The sequence below is a fragment of the Tolypothrix tenuis PCC 7101 genome (genome assembly GCF_963874875.1).
Lineage (GTDB): Bacteria > Cyanobacteriota > Cyanobacteriia > Cyanobacteriales > Nostocaceae > Aulosira > Aulosira tenue.
The window spans coordinates 6,820,696-6,839,179 of sequence record NZ_CAWNJS010000001.1 but is presented as its reverse complement, the minus strand read 5'-3'; the positions used below and the strand labels follow the sequence as shown (position 1 = coordinate 6,839,179).

The following is an 18,484-nucleotide window of genomic DNA, read 5'->3' as shown; positions in this document are numbered from 1 at the left end:
AGCTTCAAAGGCTCAACGTTCAGGTTCTAAGGCTCAATGTTCAGGCTCAAAGGCTCAACTGTCAGCCTCAAAGGCTCGACGTTCAGGTTCTAAGGCTCAACTATCAGCCTCAAGGCAGCAAAAGACCTCATAAATTTATCACACAGTTTGTTTTCTACTCCTGTTGTCTTCCTTTTTGAAAAAAGAATGCGACAGATGCACAGCCCCAAAAGTTTGTGCTGTCTTGATTCTTAATTTTGAATTTTGAATTTTGAATTTTGAATTGGTATTATCTCCTCAGTTCCCATAATTTATGACAACTAATATCGACTCATCCCCTTCACCTCGCCCGCCTCGTGTTCCCCAGGGAACGCGTGACTCGCGCAGACACACGCCTAAAGCAGATATGCGGGGGCTTTATCAAAGGGCAATTAAAGAGTCCTTTGTCAAGCTGCATCCCCGAATTGCTGTCAAGAACCCTGTGATGTTTGTGGTGTGGGTGGGGACAATTGTTACTTTCTTAGTGACTCTGAATCCCAGTTTATTTGGGACGTTACAGGTAGATGTCAATCAGCAACGCTTGTTAAACGGGTTAATTACCTTAATTCTGTTTTTTACAGTGGTGTTTGCTAATTTTGCGGAAGCTGTTGCCGAAGGAAGAGGTAAAGCCCAAGCAGATTCTTTAAGGTCAACACGTTCTGATACGATCGCTCGGAAAGTTCTTCCCGATGGTACGATTCAACAAGTTAATTCTACAGAATTACGCCGCAATGATTTAGTGAAAGTCATTGCCAATGACATGATTCCTGCCGATGGCGAAGTCATTCAAGGCATCGGTTCGGTGGATGAGTCGGCAATTACGGGGGAATCTGCGCCTGTACTCAAGCAACCAGGTACAGATATTGCCTCTTCTGTAACTGGAGGTACACGCTTACTTTCAGATGAATTAACAATTCGCATCACCGCCGATCCCGGTCAGGGCTTTATTGACCGGATGATTTCGCTTGTGGAAGGGGCTGAAAGAACTAAAACACCTAACGAGATTGCCTTAACAGTATTGTTAGCCGTACTTACCCAAGTCTTCTTAATTGTCGTGGCAACCATGCCGCCCTTTGTTAACTACATTGCTAACTTTATCAGTACTGTATTTGGGGCGGAAGCAAGCAACAGTTTACGTGCAGGTGCTAGCATTGCTATCTTAATTTCGCTGTTGGTAGCTTTAATACCCACAACTATCGGTGGTTTGCTCAGTGCAATTGGGATTGCTGGGATGGATAGAGTTGCCCAATTTAACGTCATTGCCACCTCTGGACGGGCAGTAGAAGCTTGCGGTGATATTAACACCTTAGTTTTAGATAAAACTGGGACAATTACCTTGGGTAACCGCATGGCTGATGAGTTTATCCCTGTAAATAGTTACACTCTTCAAGATGTAGCCAGAGTTGCTTTAGCTGCCAGTGTATTTGATGAAACACCAGAAGGCAGATCAATTGTCTCACTAGCCGATAGTTTGGGGGTCAGGGTTGATTTCGACTCTAAACAAGCCGAAGGAGTGGAATTTTCCGCCAAAACCCGGATGAGTGGTACTAATTTACCCAACGGAAAGGAAGTCCGTAAAGGTGCAGTCGATGCGATTAAAGGCTTTGTCCGTTCTCGCGGTGGTCGTATTCCTGATGATGTGGATGCAGCTTATGAGCGAGTTTCTCGTTTAGGTGGTACACCCTTAGCAGTCTGCCAAGATGACCAAATTTTCGGCGTGATTTATCTCAAAGATATCGTCAAACCTGGTTTAAGAGAAAGGTTTGACCAACTGCGGCGCATGGGTGTAAAAACTATCATGCTCACAGGTGACAACCGCATCACTGCTAGTGTAATTGCTCAAGAAGCCGGAGTTGATGATTTCATTGCCGAAGCTACACCAGAAGACAAGATTAGCGTGATTCGTGGCGAACAATCTCAAGGTAAGCTAGTGGCAATGACAGGAGATGGTACTAACGATGCACCTGCATTAGCCCAAGCCAACGTCGGGTTAGCCATGAACTCTGGGACTCAAGCCGCCAAAGAAGCTGCAAACATGGTGGACTTAGACTCTGACCCCACCAAGCTAATTGATTTGGTGACTATTGGTAAACAATTGCTCATTACCCGTGGGGCGTTAACCACTTTCTCTATCGCCAACGATATTGCTAAATACTTCGCCATTATCCCTACTATCTTTGCAGCAGCAGGTATTGGCGCACTGAATATTATGGCGTTAAAAAGTGCTCAATCGGCAATTATCTCAGCTTTGATTTATAACGCTTTAATTATCCCTGTACTCATTCCTTTAGCTCTTAAAGGCGTGAAGTTTCGCCCTCTCACAGCCGATCAACTATTAAAACGTAACATTTTTATTTATGGTGTGGGCGGAATTATTGCACCTTTCATCGCCATTAAACTCATCGATGTAATTTTACCTTTGTCTTAACCTCAAATACTCTGTTTCTCTTGGCATTCTTGGTTCATTGAAAAAAGAATCTCACGCAAAGGCGCAAAGTTACAAAGGAAAATAATTTCTCTGTGTTCTCTGTGTCTCTGTGGTGCGTTTTCTTGAAAATAACGACTTAACACTGTTATGAAACCTCAAATTTCCACCCAAATAATTGCAGATTTCACCGAAATATTCTCAGACTGGCGCAAACAAAAACTGCCCTTATCCATATTTCTGGGAATGTGCTTCAACCTGGTGGTTGCGCCAGTTGTGTATGCAGCCACAGGTGAGGAATTTTCTCGCACACAAGCCTGGGCTTTGGGATTATTAGGACTAGTAACCCTGAGTCTTTCTATCTATTTATTTTTTGTGATGTTTGTACCGGAGAAATTCTAATGAGTTTTACCAGAGAAGCCAGCAGAGCAATTCGTTCTACCTTTGTACTTTGGATTATTGGCGCAATTATCTATCCATTTGTGATGATTGCTGTAGGACAGATTGTATTTCCCTATCAAGCCAATGGTAGTTTAATCAAAGATAGCCAAGGTCAAGTTGTCGGTTCTGCCTTAATTGGACAACCATTTAGTAGCGATCGCTATTTTAACTCTCGCCCCAGCACCACCAGCTACAGCACCGCCAATCCTGCAAAAGATGATGCTAAAGTCTTACAAACAGGGGTTTCCGGTGCTAGTAACCTTGCTCCCAGTAATTCCGCCTTACTAGAACGCATCAAAGGTAAAGACGATCCCGATCCCAGCAAACGAGTTGAAGGCGATTTAAACCGTTTGAAAAAAGCAGGTGTCCCACCTACCGCAGATTTAGTTTACACTTCTGGTTCCAGCCTTGACCCCCACATTACCCCAGAAGCCGCTAAAGCACAAATTGCCCGTGTCGCTAAAGCGCGAGCAATTTCACCCCAAGAGTTAGAAACTTTAATTATTCAAAATACTGATGGTCGTTTTCTGGGAATCTTTGGTGAGCCTGGGGTCAATATTTTGCAATTAAATCTCGCTTTAGATGCCTTAAAGTCTGCAAGTTAAATCAACATTTTGGTGGATTATAAGAGTTTTTTAACTATAGTTGCACGAGAGCGATCGCTCAAAGAGAAAATATACAGCACTTTTGAAGTAAGTGAGGTAAATCATGAGTAATGAGTAGGAAATTTACTTATTACTCACTACTTATTACTCATTACTTTTTTCAATTAGTTGCTGTCCCTCATAAACATCGAATTTGCTGTAAAACCTTTCTTCCTTTTCTCGACTTTTGCCAGCAGTCTCTTGTATAAGCTCAAAACAATGTGATATTGGTGTAACAAACAAGGCTGCTTGTAGAAAAAAGGAAGCTAATATCATGCTGAGGCGGACTTTTCCCTCGCCAGAAGCTCTGCGACGCTTACCATTTGGTTTGGCTGATGTGGCTCTGATTCTCGGTACATTAGTATTAGTAGGACTAATTGCCCGTGTAGGCGCAGGGACGCTGATCAGCTTTGTACCTCCAGATGTTGTACCTAGTGTCAACTTAGATCCAGTTAATTTGCCATATTATGCAGGGCGTTCAACTCTACGAATGTTTATTGCCCTGTTTTGCTCAACTTTATTTACTTTAATATATGGCTACATTGCTGCCAAAAATCGGCGAGCAGAGCGAGTTCTCATTCCCCTTTTGGATATTTTACAGTCAGTTCCCGTCTTAGGCTTTTTATCAATTACAGTTACAGGGTTTATCGCCCTATTTCCTGGTAGTTTATTGGGATTAGAAGCAGCTTCGATTTTTGCGATTTTTACCAGCCAAGTCTGGAATATGACCTTTTCGTTCTACCAATCACTGAGAACAGTACCACCAGAACTTGATGAAGCCGCAAGACTCTACCACCTATCAGCATGGCAAAGGTTTACAAAATTAGAAGTACCTTCCGCAATGATTGGGCTGCTGTGGAATGCCATGATGAGTTTTGGGGGTGGCTGGTTCTTTGTCGCCGCAAGTGAAGCGATCAGTGTCTTAAACCAGAAGTATACTTTACCGGGACTTGGTTCTTATGTGGCAGCTGCCATTGCCAAAGAAAACTTGTCTGCTTTAGGTTGGGCATTACTGGTAATTGTGGTCATAATTTTATTGGTAGATCAACTATTCTGGCGACCGTTGATTGCTTGGGCAGATAAGTTTCGTTTAGAAACAAGCGCAGCCGCAGAAGCACCAGAATCTTGGCTACTAGATTTAATCAAAGCGGCACGACTTCCTAGTTTGATTGCTCAACTATTCACACCAGTAGGTGAAGTTGTCAACCGTTTTCTATCATCATTGACACCACCAAGCCCCATCCATAAGGTAGATGAAAATCAGCAGGTATTGAGCGATCGCCTCTACAATTGTGCTTTATTAGTGCTAATTGGCGCACTTCTGGTTGCTGGGTTGCACTTTATTCTGATTACAGTCGGGTTAGGTGAAGTATTCAAAGCATTTTGGCTAGGGTTAATGACCTTGGGACGCGTGCTAGTGCTATTGATAGCAGCATCACTAATATGGACGCCGATTGGTGTAGCGATCGGCTTTAACCCCAAATTAGCACGTCTCTTACAGCCAGTAGTGCAATTTTTGGCATCGTTTCCCGCTAACTTTATATTTCCCTTTGCTACCCTGTTCTTCATTCGTGCCAACATCAGCATCAATTTCGGTAGCATCTTGTTAATGTCTCTAGGCGCACAGTGGTACATTCTGTTTAATTCCATCGCCGGAGCCATGAGCATACCTACCGATCTGCGAGAAATGGCAGCAGATGTGGGTTTACATGGTTGGAAACTATGGCGTAAATTGATTATCCCGGGTATTTTCTCTTCTTGGGTCACAGGTGGCGTTACGGCTAGTGGCGGAGCCTGGAACGCCAGCATTGTGTCTGAGATTGTCAGTTGGGGACAAACCACTTTGACAGCAACCGGGTTAGGAGCATATATTGCCGAGGCAACCGCAGCAGGTGATTGGCCTCGCATCACCTTGGGAATTGGTATGATGAGTCTATATGTAGTTGGTTTAAATCGATTATTCTGGCGAAGATTGTATCATCTGGCAGAAACCAAATACCATTTATAGAAATAAATCAAGCTGATTTGTTTGTAATTTAGTATCCCTATTCAAAAGCTCAGTTGAGCTATGCAACTTACAACTTACACTACTGCGACATTTATTGAATATGTTTCAGTATGTAAGTCAGTCGGTTATTAATAAATATCTTTTCTTAATTTACTTTTAACCTAAATACTCACAGCATCAGAGATGATTGATAGCCTCTCAATCCTGCAATAGTCAACCAAAGTAAAAAGTAGTTTAACCATGACAAAAACAGCTCCAACCACAGAGCAAGTCCTAATTGCAGTTGAACAGGTCAACAAAAGTTTTCCTCTTCCCGATGGTAAAGGCGAGTTTACAGTTCTGCGTCAAATTAATGCGAAAGTCAATGCAGGTGAGGTTGTTGCTTTATTAGGGCGTAGTGGTAGCGGTAAAAGTACTTTGCTGCGAATTATGGCAGGCTTGATTCCTCCCAGCGATGGACAAGTTATTAGCAATGGCAAACCCTTACGCAGTGCTAACAAAGATGTGGCAATGGTTTTTCAAAGCTTTGCCCTGTTACCCTGGTTAACAGTACAAGAAAATGTAGAACTAGGGCTAGAAGCACAAGGAGTCAGCTTAGAACTACGACGAAAACGCGCTCTCAAAGCTATTGACTTGGTGGGTTTAGACGGTTTTGAAAGTGCCTATCCCAAAGAATTATCTGGTGGGATGAAACAGCGGGTAGGCTTTGCACGGGCATTTGTGATTGAACCGCAAGTATTATTTATGGATGAGCCATTTAGTGCCTTAGATGTGCTAACGGCTGAGAACCTGCGGGGTGAAATTGACGACCTCTGGAATGCTGGCAGTTTCCCTTCTAAAAGTATCTTAATTGTCACCCACAATATTGAGGAAGCAGTATTTTTAGCAGACAGGGTGATTATTTTAGGGGCAAATCCGGGACGGGTGCGCGGTGAAGTTGTGATTGATTTACCTCGCCCTCATGATCGCACACACCCTCGTTTCAAAGCTTTAGTAGACTATATATATACTGTGATGACAAATCCAGATGCTGAAGTTACTGGAGAAGTCACAGTTGCTCAGTCCGATACACCAAAAGAAAAAATTAAATCACCCTACTCCCAGACACTACCTCATGCAAGAGTTGGGGGAATCAGTGGTCTTTTAGAATTAATTGTTGAACAGCCAGAAAGTAGGGAAGATATTTTTAAGTTAGCAGAGCGAATACAACTGGCAGTAGATGACTTATTGCCAATTCTAGATGCTGCGGTTTTGTTAGGTTTTGCTGAGGTGACACAAGGTGATGTTCAACTGACTGACATTGGACGGGACTTTGCAACCACAACTATTCTCCGAAGTAAAGACCTATTTCGGCAGCAAGTTCTGCAAAATGTACCGATGTTGGTCAGTATATTACAAACACTACGAGAGAAACGTATTGGGTCAATGCGGGCAGATTTCTTTGTAGATTTACTGGATGAACATTTTCCTCACATAGAAGCCGAACGACAATTTGCTACCGCCGTTGACTGGGGTCGTTATGCAGAATTATTTGAGTATGACTCTAGAGAAGAAAGGCTATATTTACCAGAGCCAATGTTTGCAGAGAGCAGAGAATAACCCATTACCAATTACCCATTACCCATTACCAAACCTAAAAAATATCTTTCCGCTTTTGCAATAACAAGGTAAGCAATAAATAAACAGATGTATGTAATAATAACAATCCCCAATTTTCAGTTAAATTTTCCCAAGTAGCATTGTAAACTGCTGAGGGTTTAAAGGGTTGGGGAATTGTACTGCCATCAGGTAATTGGGTTGGTAATGGTACAAGGCTATTAACATTAACTAAAGTACCATAAGCTCCCACTGACCAACGGCTTACCATCAGCCAAGACAATAATTTGTTGATAGCACCTTCAGTTTTAAATAAAACTCCAGAAAAGATAATTTGTGGTAGCAGGAGTAATGGTAAAGCACTATTTGCTTGGCTACTATTTTTGACAGTTGTTGAAACAAGTAGTCCCAAACTAAAACTCGCTAATAAGGTGAGAAATGTAGTAATTCCTAATCCTAATGGCCAAGAAATGATTTCGGGTTCGGGCGATTTAAATCCTAAGAGAATTATTGCTACCATCAATAAGGTTTGCACAATTGCCAAAGCTGATAAAATTGTGACTTTGGAAGCAAGATAAGCTAATAATCCTAAATTAACTAAGCGTTCTCTAATATAAATTGCTGATTCTTTGACTATTTCTTGCAAAGAACTAGAAAGTCCTACCCATAAAGCTGCACAAGTAAAGACAAATAATACTTGCAAGGCTAATGATGCGAGGGTGGAATCGGCTTCGTCGCCTGCAACAAAGGGGGTTTTATCCCGCAGCGCTAACATAATCAAGCCAATACCGATGGGTGCAGTGAACAGCGCTAACCCCAAATTCACGCGATCGCGTACGATTAATTGCCAGTAACGTTGCGTTAATAACAGCCACTGCTGCCAAAATGATATTTGCTTGGGAGTCGGTGCAAAGGATTTAGTTGACTGGATATTACCAAAGCTGATTTGACTAGCTATATATTTTTGATAATAGCTAGATTGCTGGAATTGCAGCGCATATTTAACCACTTCTAACTCTTGCTCGAGTTTGATATAAATATCTGAGAAGTCGTTAACACCAAAAAACTGTAATGCATCTTGGGGTGTACCAAAATAGCAGAGTCTCCCACCCAAACCGAGAAACACTATGCGATCGCATTCGGTAATGTTGGCTGTCGCATGAGTAACTAAAATAATTGTTCTCCCGCCTTGATGCGCTAAGTCTTTTAATAGCTGCATCATCTGTTTATCTAAGCCAGGATCGAGTCCGGAGGTAGGTTCATCGAGAAAGAACAATTTGGGATCGGCTAGCAATTCTACGCCAATGCTAACTCGTTTGCGTTGTCCGCCGCTCAAATCACTAATTAAAGCGTGACGGCGATGTGTCATTTTAATGGCTGCTAAAGCCTGTTCTACCACAGTTGGCAAATTACTATCCGGTGGTAACCGCAGCTTGGCTGCATAGGTTAGCACTTCCGCAACGGTCAATTCGCGGTGAATAATATCATCTTGGGGGACATAACCAATTTGAGTGCGGTACAAATTAAAGTTTTTCTGTAAATCTACGCCGTTAATCTGCACAGTACCTTGAGTAATTTTCTCAATCCCCAACAATGTCCGCATCAAAGTTGACTTCCCCGCGCCACTACCGCCAACTAAAGCCACAAACTGTCCTGGTTCAATGGCAAAAGTTAAATCATCAAGTCGCCGTTTACCTTTGGTTTCTAGAATTAAGTCATGTGCTTCTAGACGAATGCGATCGCCTTGGTCGAGAATTTCTAAGTTATCATCTCGTACTACCAATGTATAAGGGCCAATGCGGATTTTTGCCCCATTTGTCAATACTGCAGAACCAGTGACTTGTTTACCGTTGACGAAAACTCCGTTAGTACTGTAATCCCGTAAAATGTAGCGTCCTTGATTATCCGTATCTATTATGGCGTGGCGACGAGAAACCGTAGGCGTATCTAACTGCAAGTTAGCTTGGGGATCGCGTCCTAATAACACCGAACGCTGTTTTAGCGGAATTGTATAAGTTGTTGGTGTAGTAACTGAATGTGCGTTGCTGGGATTGAAATATCTTACCTGAATTAATTGATTTGGGTTTTGGGCAATTTGCAGTTCAACACCGTGGTTTAAGTAATAGCCTTCTGTGGGGGTAATCAGAGAATGACTGACATATAGCTTATTACTACTGGGTTGTTGTCCATCACCATCATAGATGCGGTAGTCAACGCCATCTTGTCGTAATACTGCTTGACAACGCGAAACAACATTCCAGTGTTGGGGAACAACTAAATCAGCTACATTGGGATCGCGTCCCAAAATATGCTGTGGCTTTTTTAGCTCAAAGTATAAAACCTCACCTTGATTATTTAATTCTAAATAAGGATTCGTGCTGAGAACAGTCTGACTTTGTAAAGGTAGCTGTACCATAATCTTTGGGGACTGGGGGCTGGAGAAAGGCAGGGGAGCAGGGAGCAGGGAGCAGGGGAGAAAGCAAATAGCAAAAACCAAATACCAACATCAAACATCAAATAACATCATCAAAAAATTCGATGTAGTTCATGCTCTGTAATTACTATGAATCTTAAACTGATTGAATCTAATACTTATTTACTTATCAAAAATTAATTTTATTTGAAGAGAATATATTCAATTAATATACCAAAAGCTTATGATATTGAAAAGCTAATTACAAATTATACATAAACGTTGACCAGCCCAAATATTATGACGTTAACACTATTGAATAATCGTTATCAAGTACTACGCGTGCTTGGAAGTGGCGGCTTTGGGGAAACTTTTTTGGCTGAAGATACTCAAATGCCTTCTAGCCGCCGTTGCGTAATTAAGCAACTTAAACCTGTGGCGAATAATCCACAAGTTTACCAATTAGTACAGCAACGATTTCAACAGGAAGCAGCCATCTTAGAAGAATTAGGCGATCGCAGTAATCAAATTCCTAAGTTGTATGCTTATTTTGTCGAAAATGGGCAGTTTTATTTAGTGCAAGAATATATTGAAGGTAACACTTTAACTCAAATTATTAAACAGCAAGGATTGTTGAGTGAAAGTGCAGTCAGAGATATTTTAATTAATATTTTACCAGTATTAGAATTTGTCCATAGTAAGCGCATTGTACATCGAGATATTAAACCAGATAATATCATTTTGCGTTTTGCAGATAGCAAACCAATTTTAATAGACTTCGGTGCAGTGAAGGTATCAATGGGTACAATTATGACTGCTTCTGGTAACTCCAGTCAGTCAATTGTCATTGGTACGCCAGGGTTTATGCCAATGGAACAATCGGTAGGCAGACCAGTTTTTTCTAGTGATTTGTATAGTTTAGCACTAACAGCAATTTATTTACTTACAGGTAAATTACCATCAGAATTTCCTACAGATCATGGTACAGGGGACATTTTGTGGCGAAATGCTGCCCCGAATACCAGTGCAGATTTTGCGGTTGTTTTGGATAAAGCAATACAACAATCACCACGCGATCGCTATCTCAGTGCTAGAGATATGCTAGCCGCATTGCAGACTCCATCTGCACCCACTGTACCGATTATCGCGCCCACAATCATCACTACACCTACTCCACCAGTTTCCTCTGGCTATGCAGAAATACCAACAGTCGCCGCATCGCCAGCACCGCAATATCAACCACCAACTCCTCCCCCCTCGCCTTATCCCAATCCACCCGTACCTACTAGCCAAAGCTTAGGAACTTGGCAACAAGGTGTAATTATTGGTGGTGCCATAGGTATAGTTGTGGTTGGTGGTTTATGGTTAGTGCAAGGAAAATTATCTAATCAACCCCAACCTGTAGCTAGTGTTTCCCCTTCGAGTTCACCTTCTGTTTCTCCACAAATCACAGATACAGAAGTATCATCAGGTAATTCTTCAACGAAAACGAATACAGATACATCATCAGGTAATTCTTCAACTAAAACTAACACAGATACACCAGTTGTTAAACCTACTACTAAAGCAGTAATTCCTGCTCAAACAAATACTCCAATTCCCAGTCCTCAAACAACAGAAAACCCTGAAGATACAATCGAAGTATTAACAGAAGCAGAAGCCAAAAATTTAATTAATAACTGGCTACAAGCAAAAAAAGTCATGTTTGCACCTCCCTACAATCCGCAGCCGGCTGAGGAATTAACTACGGGGAAACAATATGAACAAGTTGCCGGATATGATGGCTCAATTAATTCTCTCAAAACAGACGGTCATTATTATAAATATGGCTTACAACAAATTGACAGCGTAGATGATTTCTTTGTAGAAGGAAAAGAAGCCATGATTCAAGTAAAAGTTACGGAAGACCGGAAACTTTTTGATAGAAATGGCAATATATTACCCAAAGAAACCGACTTTAAAACTAGAACAGTGCGCTATGAATTCGAGCTTATAGATCATCGCTGGAAAATATCTGCTACTGAAATTCTTACCAAATAATTATGAGATTTTTCTCGAAGTTACCTTATCTTGCCCGCATCTTAATTATTGCCACAATTGTTGCCTTTATTATAGTAATTTCTGGAACATTAATGATGCGATTTTCAGCATCAAATCCAGCAGTTCAAGCTACAACTGCACCAACTACACCGAGTGTAGTTGCTACTCAACCAACATCACAACCAACATCAGATTTACCTGCACTCCCAATAGAAGCATTACCAACGAATTCTACTCCTCTAACAGTAGCTAAAACTAATTCAGTTAATCAAAAAATTAACTCTAATCGGCTAGCTTATGGGCATTTTTCCTACACACAAGCTGATCCAAATCAAATGAGGTATGTAGGTAGCTATGCTACTGGTGCAGATCAGCGTTTTGAATCTTTAAATATTGAAGCTGTACAAGCATTTATGAAAATGACTTATGCAGCTAGAGAAGTAGGTGTTTGGATCATTCCTGTGTCTGGATTTCGTACTATCGAACAACAACAAAAATTATTTCTACAACAAATTAAGCGCCGGGGTTCTGAAAAAGAAGCTGCAAAAATTAGCGCACCACCAGGTTACAGCGAACACCATACAGGTTTTGCTTTAGATTTAACAGATGGTAAATTTCCCAAACAAGATATTACTTTAGCATTTGAAAATACAGATGCTTATCGTTGGTTGACTAGCCACGCTAAAGAATTTGGCTTTGAATTATCGTTTCCTCGTAACAATTCTCAAGGTGTAAGTTTTGAGCCTTGGCACTGGCGATATGTAGGTTCAGCTAATGCAACTGCTGTATTTGCTAATGCGAGAAGTCAACGATAATTAAAAAAATCCTATCACTAGGGGCTTAAATATTTATCATATGTATGAGGGTCGGGAATGGGTAATAGGAAAGAAAAATACAGTTTACCAATGACCAATTCCCAATTACCAACCATATCGTAAGTAATTAGCCGGACTTAATATCATGGGACATTTGGTGAATTACCAAGGCAATCTCACTTCTTAGTTTTTTATTTATATATATAGCTATAGAGTAATTATTATAAATTGTGAAATCTCACATTAGGGATTGTTGATGGTCAACTGTGAACAATCAAGCACCAAAACAGATCCTAAATTATTGTTGAGTATTGTTTACTATTAGACAACGAGATATTAAAGTTATCTTTACGTATTTGTTGTTTAGCATAGTTTACTGTTAAATAAAATTACTTATCCGTATTATTTCTTAGTTTTTCTCAACAACCACATACTATGTCTTTATATTTCTTTATTCTTGAATAGCTAATCGATGCCATAAAAAGCCTGTTATATCAATAATCTGGCTACTATTACCACATCATGACTCACTGCAATTACCCTGATTTTTGGTTAAATAGTGATTAATGGAACGAAGTGTTGCTTTACTCAGTGAAAACTTTACATAAACTTGACAAAAAAATTACCAAATTCAGTAGAGAATTTAAAAAATACAACTTACGCATTGACAGTAAATACCCAATATCTCAATATGAGGTGTAAGTATCAGGAATTGAAACCTAATTTTTCAACAATTTTTTAGCACTGAGTCAAATCTTTCTGAAGGTTACTATCAAACGCCTGAAACTACCAAATTGGTTGTCACACACAATTAAGATTGCCAATTTGGACATTGCGTAATTGTTCACTATAATGCTTTGCCTGGGGCTGAAATCGACTCTAAATAAGCACTAAAAAATAGGAGCTAGAAGTTACACGGGTGTATTTATACTACGTGAAAATTGCTATGGGGAATTTAGCTTAAGCTTCTCCAATTCTTTTTTCTGTCAAATCATTGCTTGTTACATCTTGGATGCAGAAATATGGTCTACAGAGCTTATAATCGCCGTCAATTTATTCAAACAGCTGCTTTCTTTTCTGCTGGTTTAGCAACCTCAGTGGTTACTTCTCGTAAAACTCTTGCTGATGAGCTTGATTACAAGGCTATTGTCATTGGTAGTGGATATGGAGGAGCCATAGCTGCTTTACGTTTAGGACAAGCTGGTGTAAAAACTCTGATTATCGAGCGAGGAAGACGCTGGCCAATTAAGAATGTTAAACCTGGCCTCAATCCAGAAGACTATACTTTTGCTAATTTCAATTTAGTTAATCCTGATAAGCGCTCTACTTGGCTGAGTCCAACAACTGTATTTGGAACCCCGACACAAGTCTATACAGGCGTTTTTGAAACCCTTGTAGAAACAGGAATTATTGTTGTTGGTGGTGCTGGCTATGGTGGAGGCTCACTGGTTAATAACGCTATTGCTTATCAACCAAAGAAAGAGATATTCTATCGGGTTTTTGATCGGAAATTAGTTGATTATGACGAATTGGATTCTGTTTACTATCCCAGAGTCAGACAGATGCTGCAACCATCGCCAATTCCCCGTGATGTTTTAAATACTAAATATTATGGCAAAACAAGATTCTTTATAGAAAATGCTCGTAGAGCAGGCTATAACAGTTTCTTGTTAGATTTGGCAGTAGATTGGAACAAAGTGCGGGATGAAATCAAAGGCACAAGAGTAGCTTCTGTAATTGATGGACAACACTGGTGGGGTGTTAATAGTGGAGCCAAAAATAGCTTAGATAATAACTATCTACGACAGGCAGAATATACAGGTAACGTAGATGTTCAGACTTTACATATAGTTACCGAAATTGCCGAAATTCCTGGCGAAAAGCGAGGGTATCGCATCTCTTGTGATCAAATTGATGAATTTGGAAACGTGACCGGTAAAGTATCTTTTACTTGTCGTTATTTATTCATGGCGGCTGGTTCTGTTGGTACTTCCAAATTATTGGTTAAAGCTAAAGCTAAAGGCACATTACCTAAATTGAATCAGTTTGTTGGTCAATTTTGGGGAACTAATGGAGACAACATCACAACCAGAACAGAGTTAGGTACTGTATCAGGTAACGGTGGAACTGCAGGCGCTGTGATTGAACAACTTAATGCTCCTGTGCCTTTTGTGGTTGAAAGTCTGGAACTAGGAATTAATCCTGATGGTACACAAACTTCCTTGGGTTTAGGCCTAACGCCTCCAGCAGGCAGATTTGAATATAATCAAGCTACAGATTCTGTCAACTTAATTTGGGATCAAAGTGCAGATGAACAACTTATTAGTAGCACAGAAAGCTTGTTCCAAAATCTTGACCAATATGCCAATTTCAATGGCAATCATTATGGCAGAAAACCCAAACATCGTGGGCACCGAGGGATGATACCACGCCAACATATATCTTCTCAAAATAATCCAACCCCATCGGCATCTTCTCAAAATAATGATGCTGCTATTACTGGACATCCTTTAGGAGGATGTGTCATCGGGAAAGCTTGTGATTCCTATGGCAGAGTTTTGGGTTATAAAGGACTCTATGTTGTTGATGGTGCGCTGATTCCCGGCTCAACAGCTTGCACCAATCCTTTTATGACCATTGGCGCTCTAGCAGAACGTTGCATGGACAAGATTATTAAACGGGATATATTCAAAAGTTGAGCAGTTTTTGCACTTTTGGCCTGTTATAGCTCCAGCATAGCTGCCTTTCAATACAGTTTGGTTAAGGGGCAAAGGGAAAAGGGGAAAAGGATTGAATTCACCCTTACCCCTTTTTCCATTACCCTTTTCCCAAATCACGAGGGAGATACAAAATACTTATCCGAACCGTATTGGTTTGCCTGCTTCAATTACTGATTGGAGACAGACTCCAAGTACTGGAGAAATAATTGGGTCTAAAGAGGTTTTCAGAGGAAGTCCGACATTTGCAGATATGAGAAGAAAAGCGATCGCGAAGATGATATGCGATCGCTTTTCTTCTCATTAATAGAGTTGTTGGTAATACTAAACAGCCTAGTTTTTCACGGGTTCAATTAAGTGATTAACTGTGATTAAAAAGTAGCTTCAAGCATGACCCAGTACCAGAAACGAGGTAAAGTATACAACAAACACCCTTTTTCTGACTGGCTCACGCCAATTTATGCAAACCCTGCTGAACAATCGCTATCAAGTTATTCAAACTTTAGGAGGGGGTGGATTTGGGGAAACTTTCTTGGCAGAAGATACCCAAATGCCATCCAAGCGTCGCTGTGTAATTAAACTACTCAAACCAATTCAAAATAACCCCCAGATTTATCAACTGGTAAGAGAACGTTTTCAAAGAGAAGCCGCAATTTTAGAAGATTTGGGTGGCGCTACTGACCAGATTCCCTCTTTATATGCTTATTTTCAGTCAGAAGGGCAATTTTATGTCGTACAAGAATTGATTGAAGGGCAAACTCTCACCGCCAAATTTCAACAGCAGGGATTATTAAGCGAAAGTTCAGTTAAGGAAATATTAGTAAATTTATTACCAGTTTTAGAGTATATCCACTCAAAGCGGATCATTCACCGCGATATCAAGCCAGATAATATTATTTTGCGTGCGCGAGACAATAAACCTGTGCTGATTGATTTTGGTGCAGTGCGGGAAACAATGGGAACAGTACTCAATTCTCAAGGTAATCCTACCAGTTCGATTGTGATTGGCACACCAGGATATATGCCCAGCGAGCAAGCAATGGGTAGGCCAGTGTTTTCCAGTGATCTATATAGTTTAGGCATGACAGCAATTTACTTGCTGACTGGGAAACAACCGCAAGAATTAGAGACAGATCCGCGCACCGGCGAAATTATTTGGTCTCATCATACTTTAAGCGTCAGTCCCACATTTGCAGGAGTGATTGATAAAGCGATCGCCTATCATCCGCGCGATCGCTTCGCCACAGCTAGAGAAATGCTACAAGCCTTGCAAATTGGGGCAAATACCTTTCCGCCAACTGTCCCTTATGTACCACCAACAGTAGCCAACACACCAGCACCTACTCAATATACAATCCCCGTCAGCCCCGGAGCATCTCATCAACCAAATACAATTCCTGTTAATTCACCGCCATCTTATCAACCTGGCAATCCCAGCAATCCCAGCAATGGACAAAGAGGAGTCTTTATTGCCAGTTTAATCGCCGGGGGTTTGATTGGCGCTGCCATAATTATTGCTTTTGCGCTCCACAACAACAAACAACCCCAAATTGCAGGCGAATCAACACCCGCAGCCACGGAATCTAACATAATCCGCAATCAACCCCAGGAAACTGCAACACCAACAACAAGCGATCGCCCATCACCAGAAGCCGCAATCCAAAATTATTACGCCAATATTAATCAAGGACAATTTCAAACTTCTTGGAATCTGCTAACCCCCAGCTTACAAAATAATCGCAAACTTCACCCTAATGGTTATCTTTCCTATATAGATTGGTGGGGAGGTAGAGTGCAAAGCGTCGATGTCACACAAGTGAGTTTAGTACAAGCGAACGCAGAAACAGCAACCGTTGACGCAAGTTTGCGATATTACTTAAAAAACGGCAAAGTAACCCCAGCTTCCGTGCGCTTTTCTCTATTATGGGATGCTCAAAATAGCAGATGGGTTGTCAGTGATGCTCAGTAAATTGGTTCATTGAAAGCGGCGTTGTTGGGTTTCGTACTTCAAATCGGTATTAGTTGACAAGGTGCGATCGCTCTATACTTTTAGCAATTTATTTACACTAACGCTAAAAGCGCCCTCCCAATTGGGAGAGCGCTTTTATTTCACAGAGAAGCTATTACTTTTGTCTCAGAAATTAGCCGTTGATAGCGGGAGCGGTTAGTGCAACAGGTGCTTGCTCGCCAGCAGCCAAGTCTAAGGGGAAGTTGTGAGCGTTACGCTCGTGCATGACTTCCATACCCAAGTTAGCGCGGTTGATGATGTCAGCCCAGGTGTTTACTACACGACCTTGAGAATCAATCACTGATTGGTTGAAGTTGAAACCGTTCAAGTTGAACGCCATTGTGCTTACGCCCAACGCGGTGAACCAGATACCGACTACTGGCCATGCAGCCAAGAAGAAGTGTAAAGAACGGCTGTTGTTGAAAGAAGCGTATTGGAAGATTAAACGACCAAAGTAACCGTGTGCAGCTACGATGTTGTAGGTTTCTTCCTCTTGACCGAACTTGTAACCGTAGTTTTGAGATTCGTTCTCGGTGGTTTCACGAACCAAGGAGCTTGTTACCAAAGAACCGTGCATTGCAGAGAACAAGCTACCACCGAATACACCAGCCACACCTAACATGTGGAAGGGGTGCATGAGGATGTTGTGTTCTGCTTGGAACACGATCATGAAGTTGAAGGTACCAGAGATACCCAAGGGCATACCATCGGAGAAGGAACCTTGACCAATGGGGTAGATCAAGAATACTGCGGTCGCTGCTGCTACTGGTGCAGAGAATGCTAGGCAGATCCAAGGACGCATTCCCAAGCGGTAAGACAATTCCCACTCACGACCTAGGTAGCAGAATACTCCTAGTAAGAAGTGGAATATTACCAATTGGTAAGGGCCACCGTTGTACAACCACTCATCTAAGGAAGCTGCTTCCCAAATGGGGTAGAAGTGTAAACCGATAGCGTTAGAAGAAGGAACAACTGCACCAGAGACGATGTTGTTTCCGTAGATTAAGGAACCTGCAACAGGTTCACGGATACCATCAATGTCTACTGGAGGCGCTGCGATGAATGCGATTACGAAGCAAGCGGTTGCAGCTAGTAGGGTTGGGATCATGAGGACACCGAACCAACCGATGTATAAACGGTTATTGGTGCTGGTGATCCATTCGCAGAAGCGATCCCATACGTTAGCGCTCGAGCGCTGTTGTAAGGTTGCTGTCATTGTTTTATGATTGCGGTTATATGTATGTATGAATTAGGCGTGTTTTTGCCTATGTGAGTAATTTACACTGCTTTACAAAAGTTAATCAAGTACTTTAACTTTTGTAAATGTAATAAAACATATTAGCTCTACTTATTTAAAAG

The 18,484-nt window shown here is 41.3% G+C and carries 11 protein-coding genes; 9 read left to right on the top strand and 2 right to left on the bottom strand.

The window, feature by feature from the left end:
* Positions 1–292: 292 nt before the first annotated feature.
* From kdpB to AACU25_RS26910, 5 genes are all read left to right on the top strand, one after another.
* Positions 293–2,446 carry a potassium-transporting ATPase subunit KdpB gene (kdpB, locus tag AACU25_RS26930; RefSeq protein WP_096580934.1) on the top strand — a complete coding sequence of 718 codons (2,154 nt, stop codon included), beginning with the start codon at positions 293–295 and terminating at the stop codon, positions 2,444–2,446.
* Between the two features lie 147 nt (positions 2,447–2,593).
* On the top strand, positions 2,594–2,845 hold the full coding sequence (locus tag AACU25_RS26925) for a potassium-transporting ATPase subunit F (protein ID WP_190445824.1): 252 nt from the start codon (positions 2,594–2,596) through the stop codon (positions 2,843–2,845).
* Positions 2,845–3,489 carry a K(+)-transporting ATPase subunit C gene (gene kdpC / locus AACU25_RS26920; protein ID WP_096580932.1) on the top strand — a complete coding sequence of 215 codons (645 nt, stop codon included), beginning with the start codon at positions 2,845–2,847 and terminating at the stop codon, positions 3,487–3,489. Before AACU25_RS26925 ends, kdpC begins: the two co-directional genes overlap by 1 nt.
* Before the next feature lie 313 nt (positions 3,490–3,802).
* Positions 3,803–5,536 (top strand): ABC transporter permease, encoded by a 1,734-nt coding sequence (locus AACU25_RS26915; RefSeq protein ID WP_096580930.1) that lies wholly within the window; start codon positions 3,803–3,805, stop codon positions 5,534–5,536.
* 240 nt (positions 5,537–5,776) lie between these two features.
* The gene (locus AACU25_RS26910; RefSeq protein ID WP_096580928.1) at positions 5,777–7,135 is read left to right on the top strand and encodes an ABC transporter ATP-binding protein; all 1,359 of its coding nucleotides are present in this window, start codon (positions 5,777–5,779) and stop codon (positions 7,133–7,135) included.
* A 34-nt stretch (positions 7,136–7,169) separates the two neighbouring features.
* Here AACU25_RS26910 and AACU25_RS26905 read toward each other — a convergent pair whose 3' ends face one another.
* Entirely contained in the window at positions 7,170–9,548 is a 2,379-nt protein-coding gene (locus tag AACU25_RS26905; RefSeq protein WP_096580926.1) for an ATP-binding cassette domain-containing protein, read from the bottom strand.
* A 297-nt stretch (positions 9,549–9,845) separates the two neighbouring features.
* Between AACU25_RS26905 and AACU25_RS26900 the strand changes: the two genes are divergently transcribed.
* The 4 genes from AACU25_RS26900 (at position 9,846) to AACU25_RS26885 (ending at position 17,086) form a co-directional block, all read left to right on the top strand.
* Positions 9,846–11,585: a protein kinase domain-containing protein gene (locus AACU25_RS26900; RefSeq protein WP_199347362.1), complete on the top strand. Its 1,740-nt coding sequence runs from the start codon at positions 9,846–9,848 to the stop codon at positions 11,583–11,585.
* A gap of 2 nt (positions 11,586–11,587) precedes the next feature.
* Positions 11,588–12,400 (top strand): M15 family metallopeptidase, encoded by an 813-nt coding sequence (locus tag AACU25_RS26895; protein ID WP_321206752.1) that lies wholly within the window; start codon positions 11,588–11,590, stop codon positions 12,398–12,400.
* 1,022 nt (positions 12,401–13,422) lie between these two features.
* Positions 13,423–15,099 carry a GMC oxidoreductase gene (locus tag AACU25_RS26890; RefSeq protein WP_096580924.1) on the top strand — a complete coding sequence of 559 codons (1,677 nt, stop codon included), beginning with the start codon at positions 13,423–13,425 and terminating at the stop codon, positions 15,097–15,099.
* Positions 15,100–15,577: 478 nt separating this feature from the next.
* Positions 15,578–17,086, top strand: coding sequence for a serine/threonine-protein kinase (locus AACU25_RS26885; protein ID WP_096580922.1), 1,509 nt, complete (start codon positions 15,578–15,580; stop codon positions 17,084–17,086).
* Positions 17,087–17,258: 172 nt separating this feature from the next.
* On the opposite strand, the gene psbA is transcribed toward AACU25_RS26885, so the two are convergent.
* Positions 17,259–18,341: a photosystem II q(b) protein gene (gene psbA / locus AACU25_RS26880; protein WP_096580461.1), complete on the bottom strand. Its 1,083-nt coding sequence runs from the start codon at positions 18,339–18,341 to the stop codon at positions 17,259–17,261.
* Between the last annotated feature and the right edge of the window lie 143 nt (positions 18,342–18,484).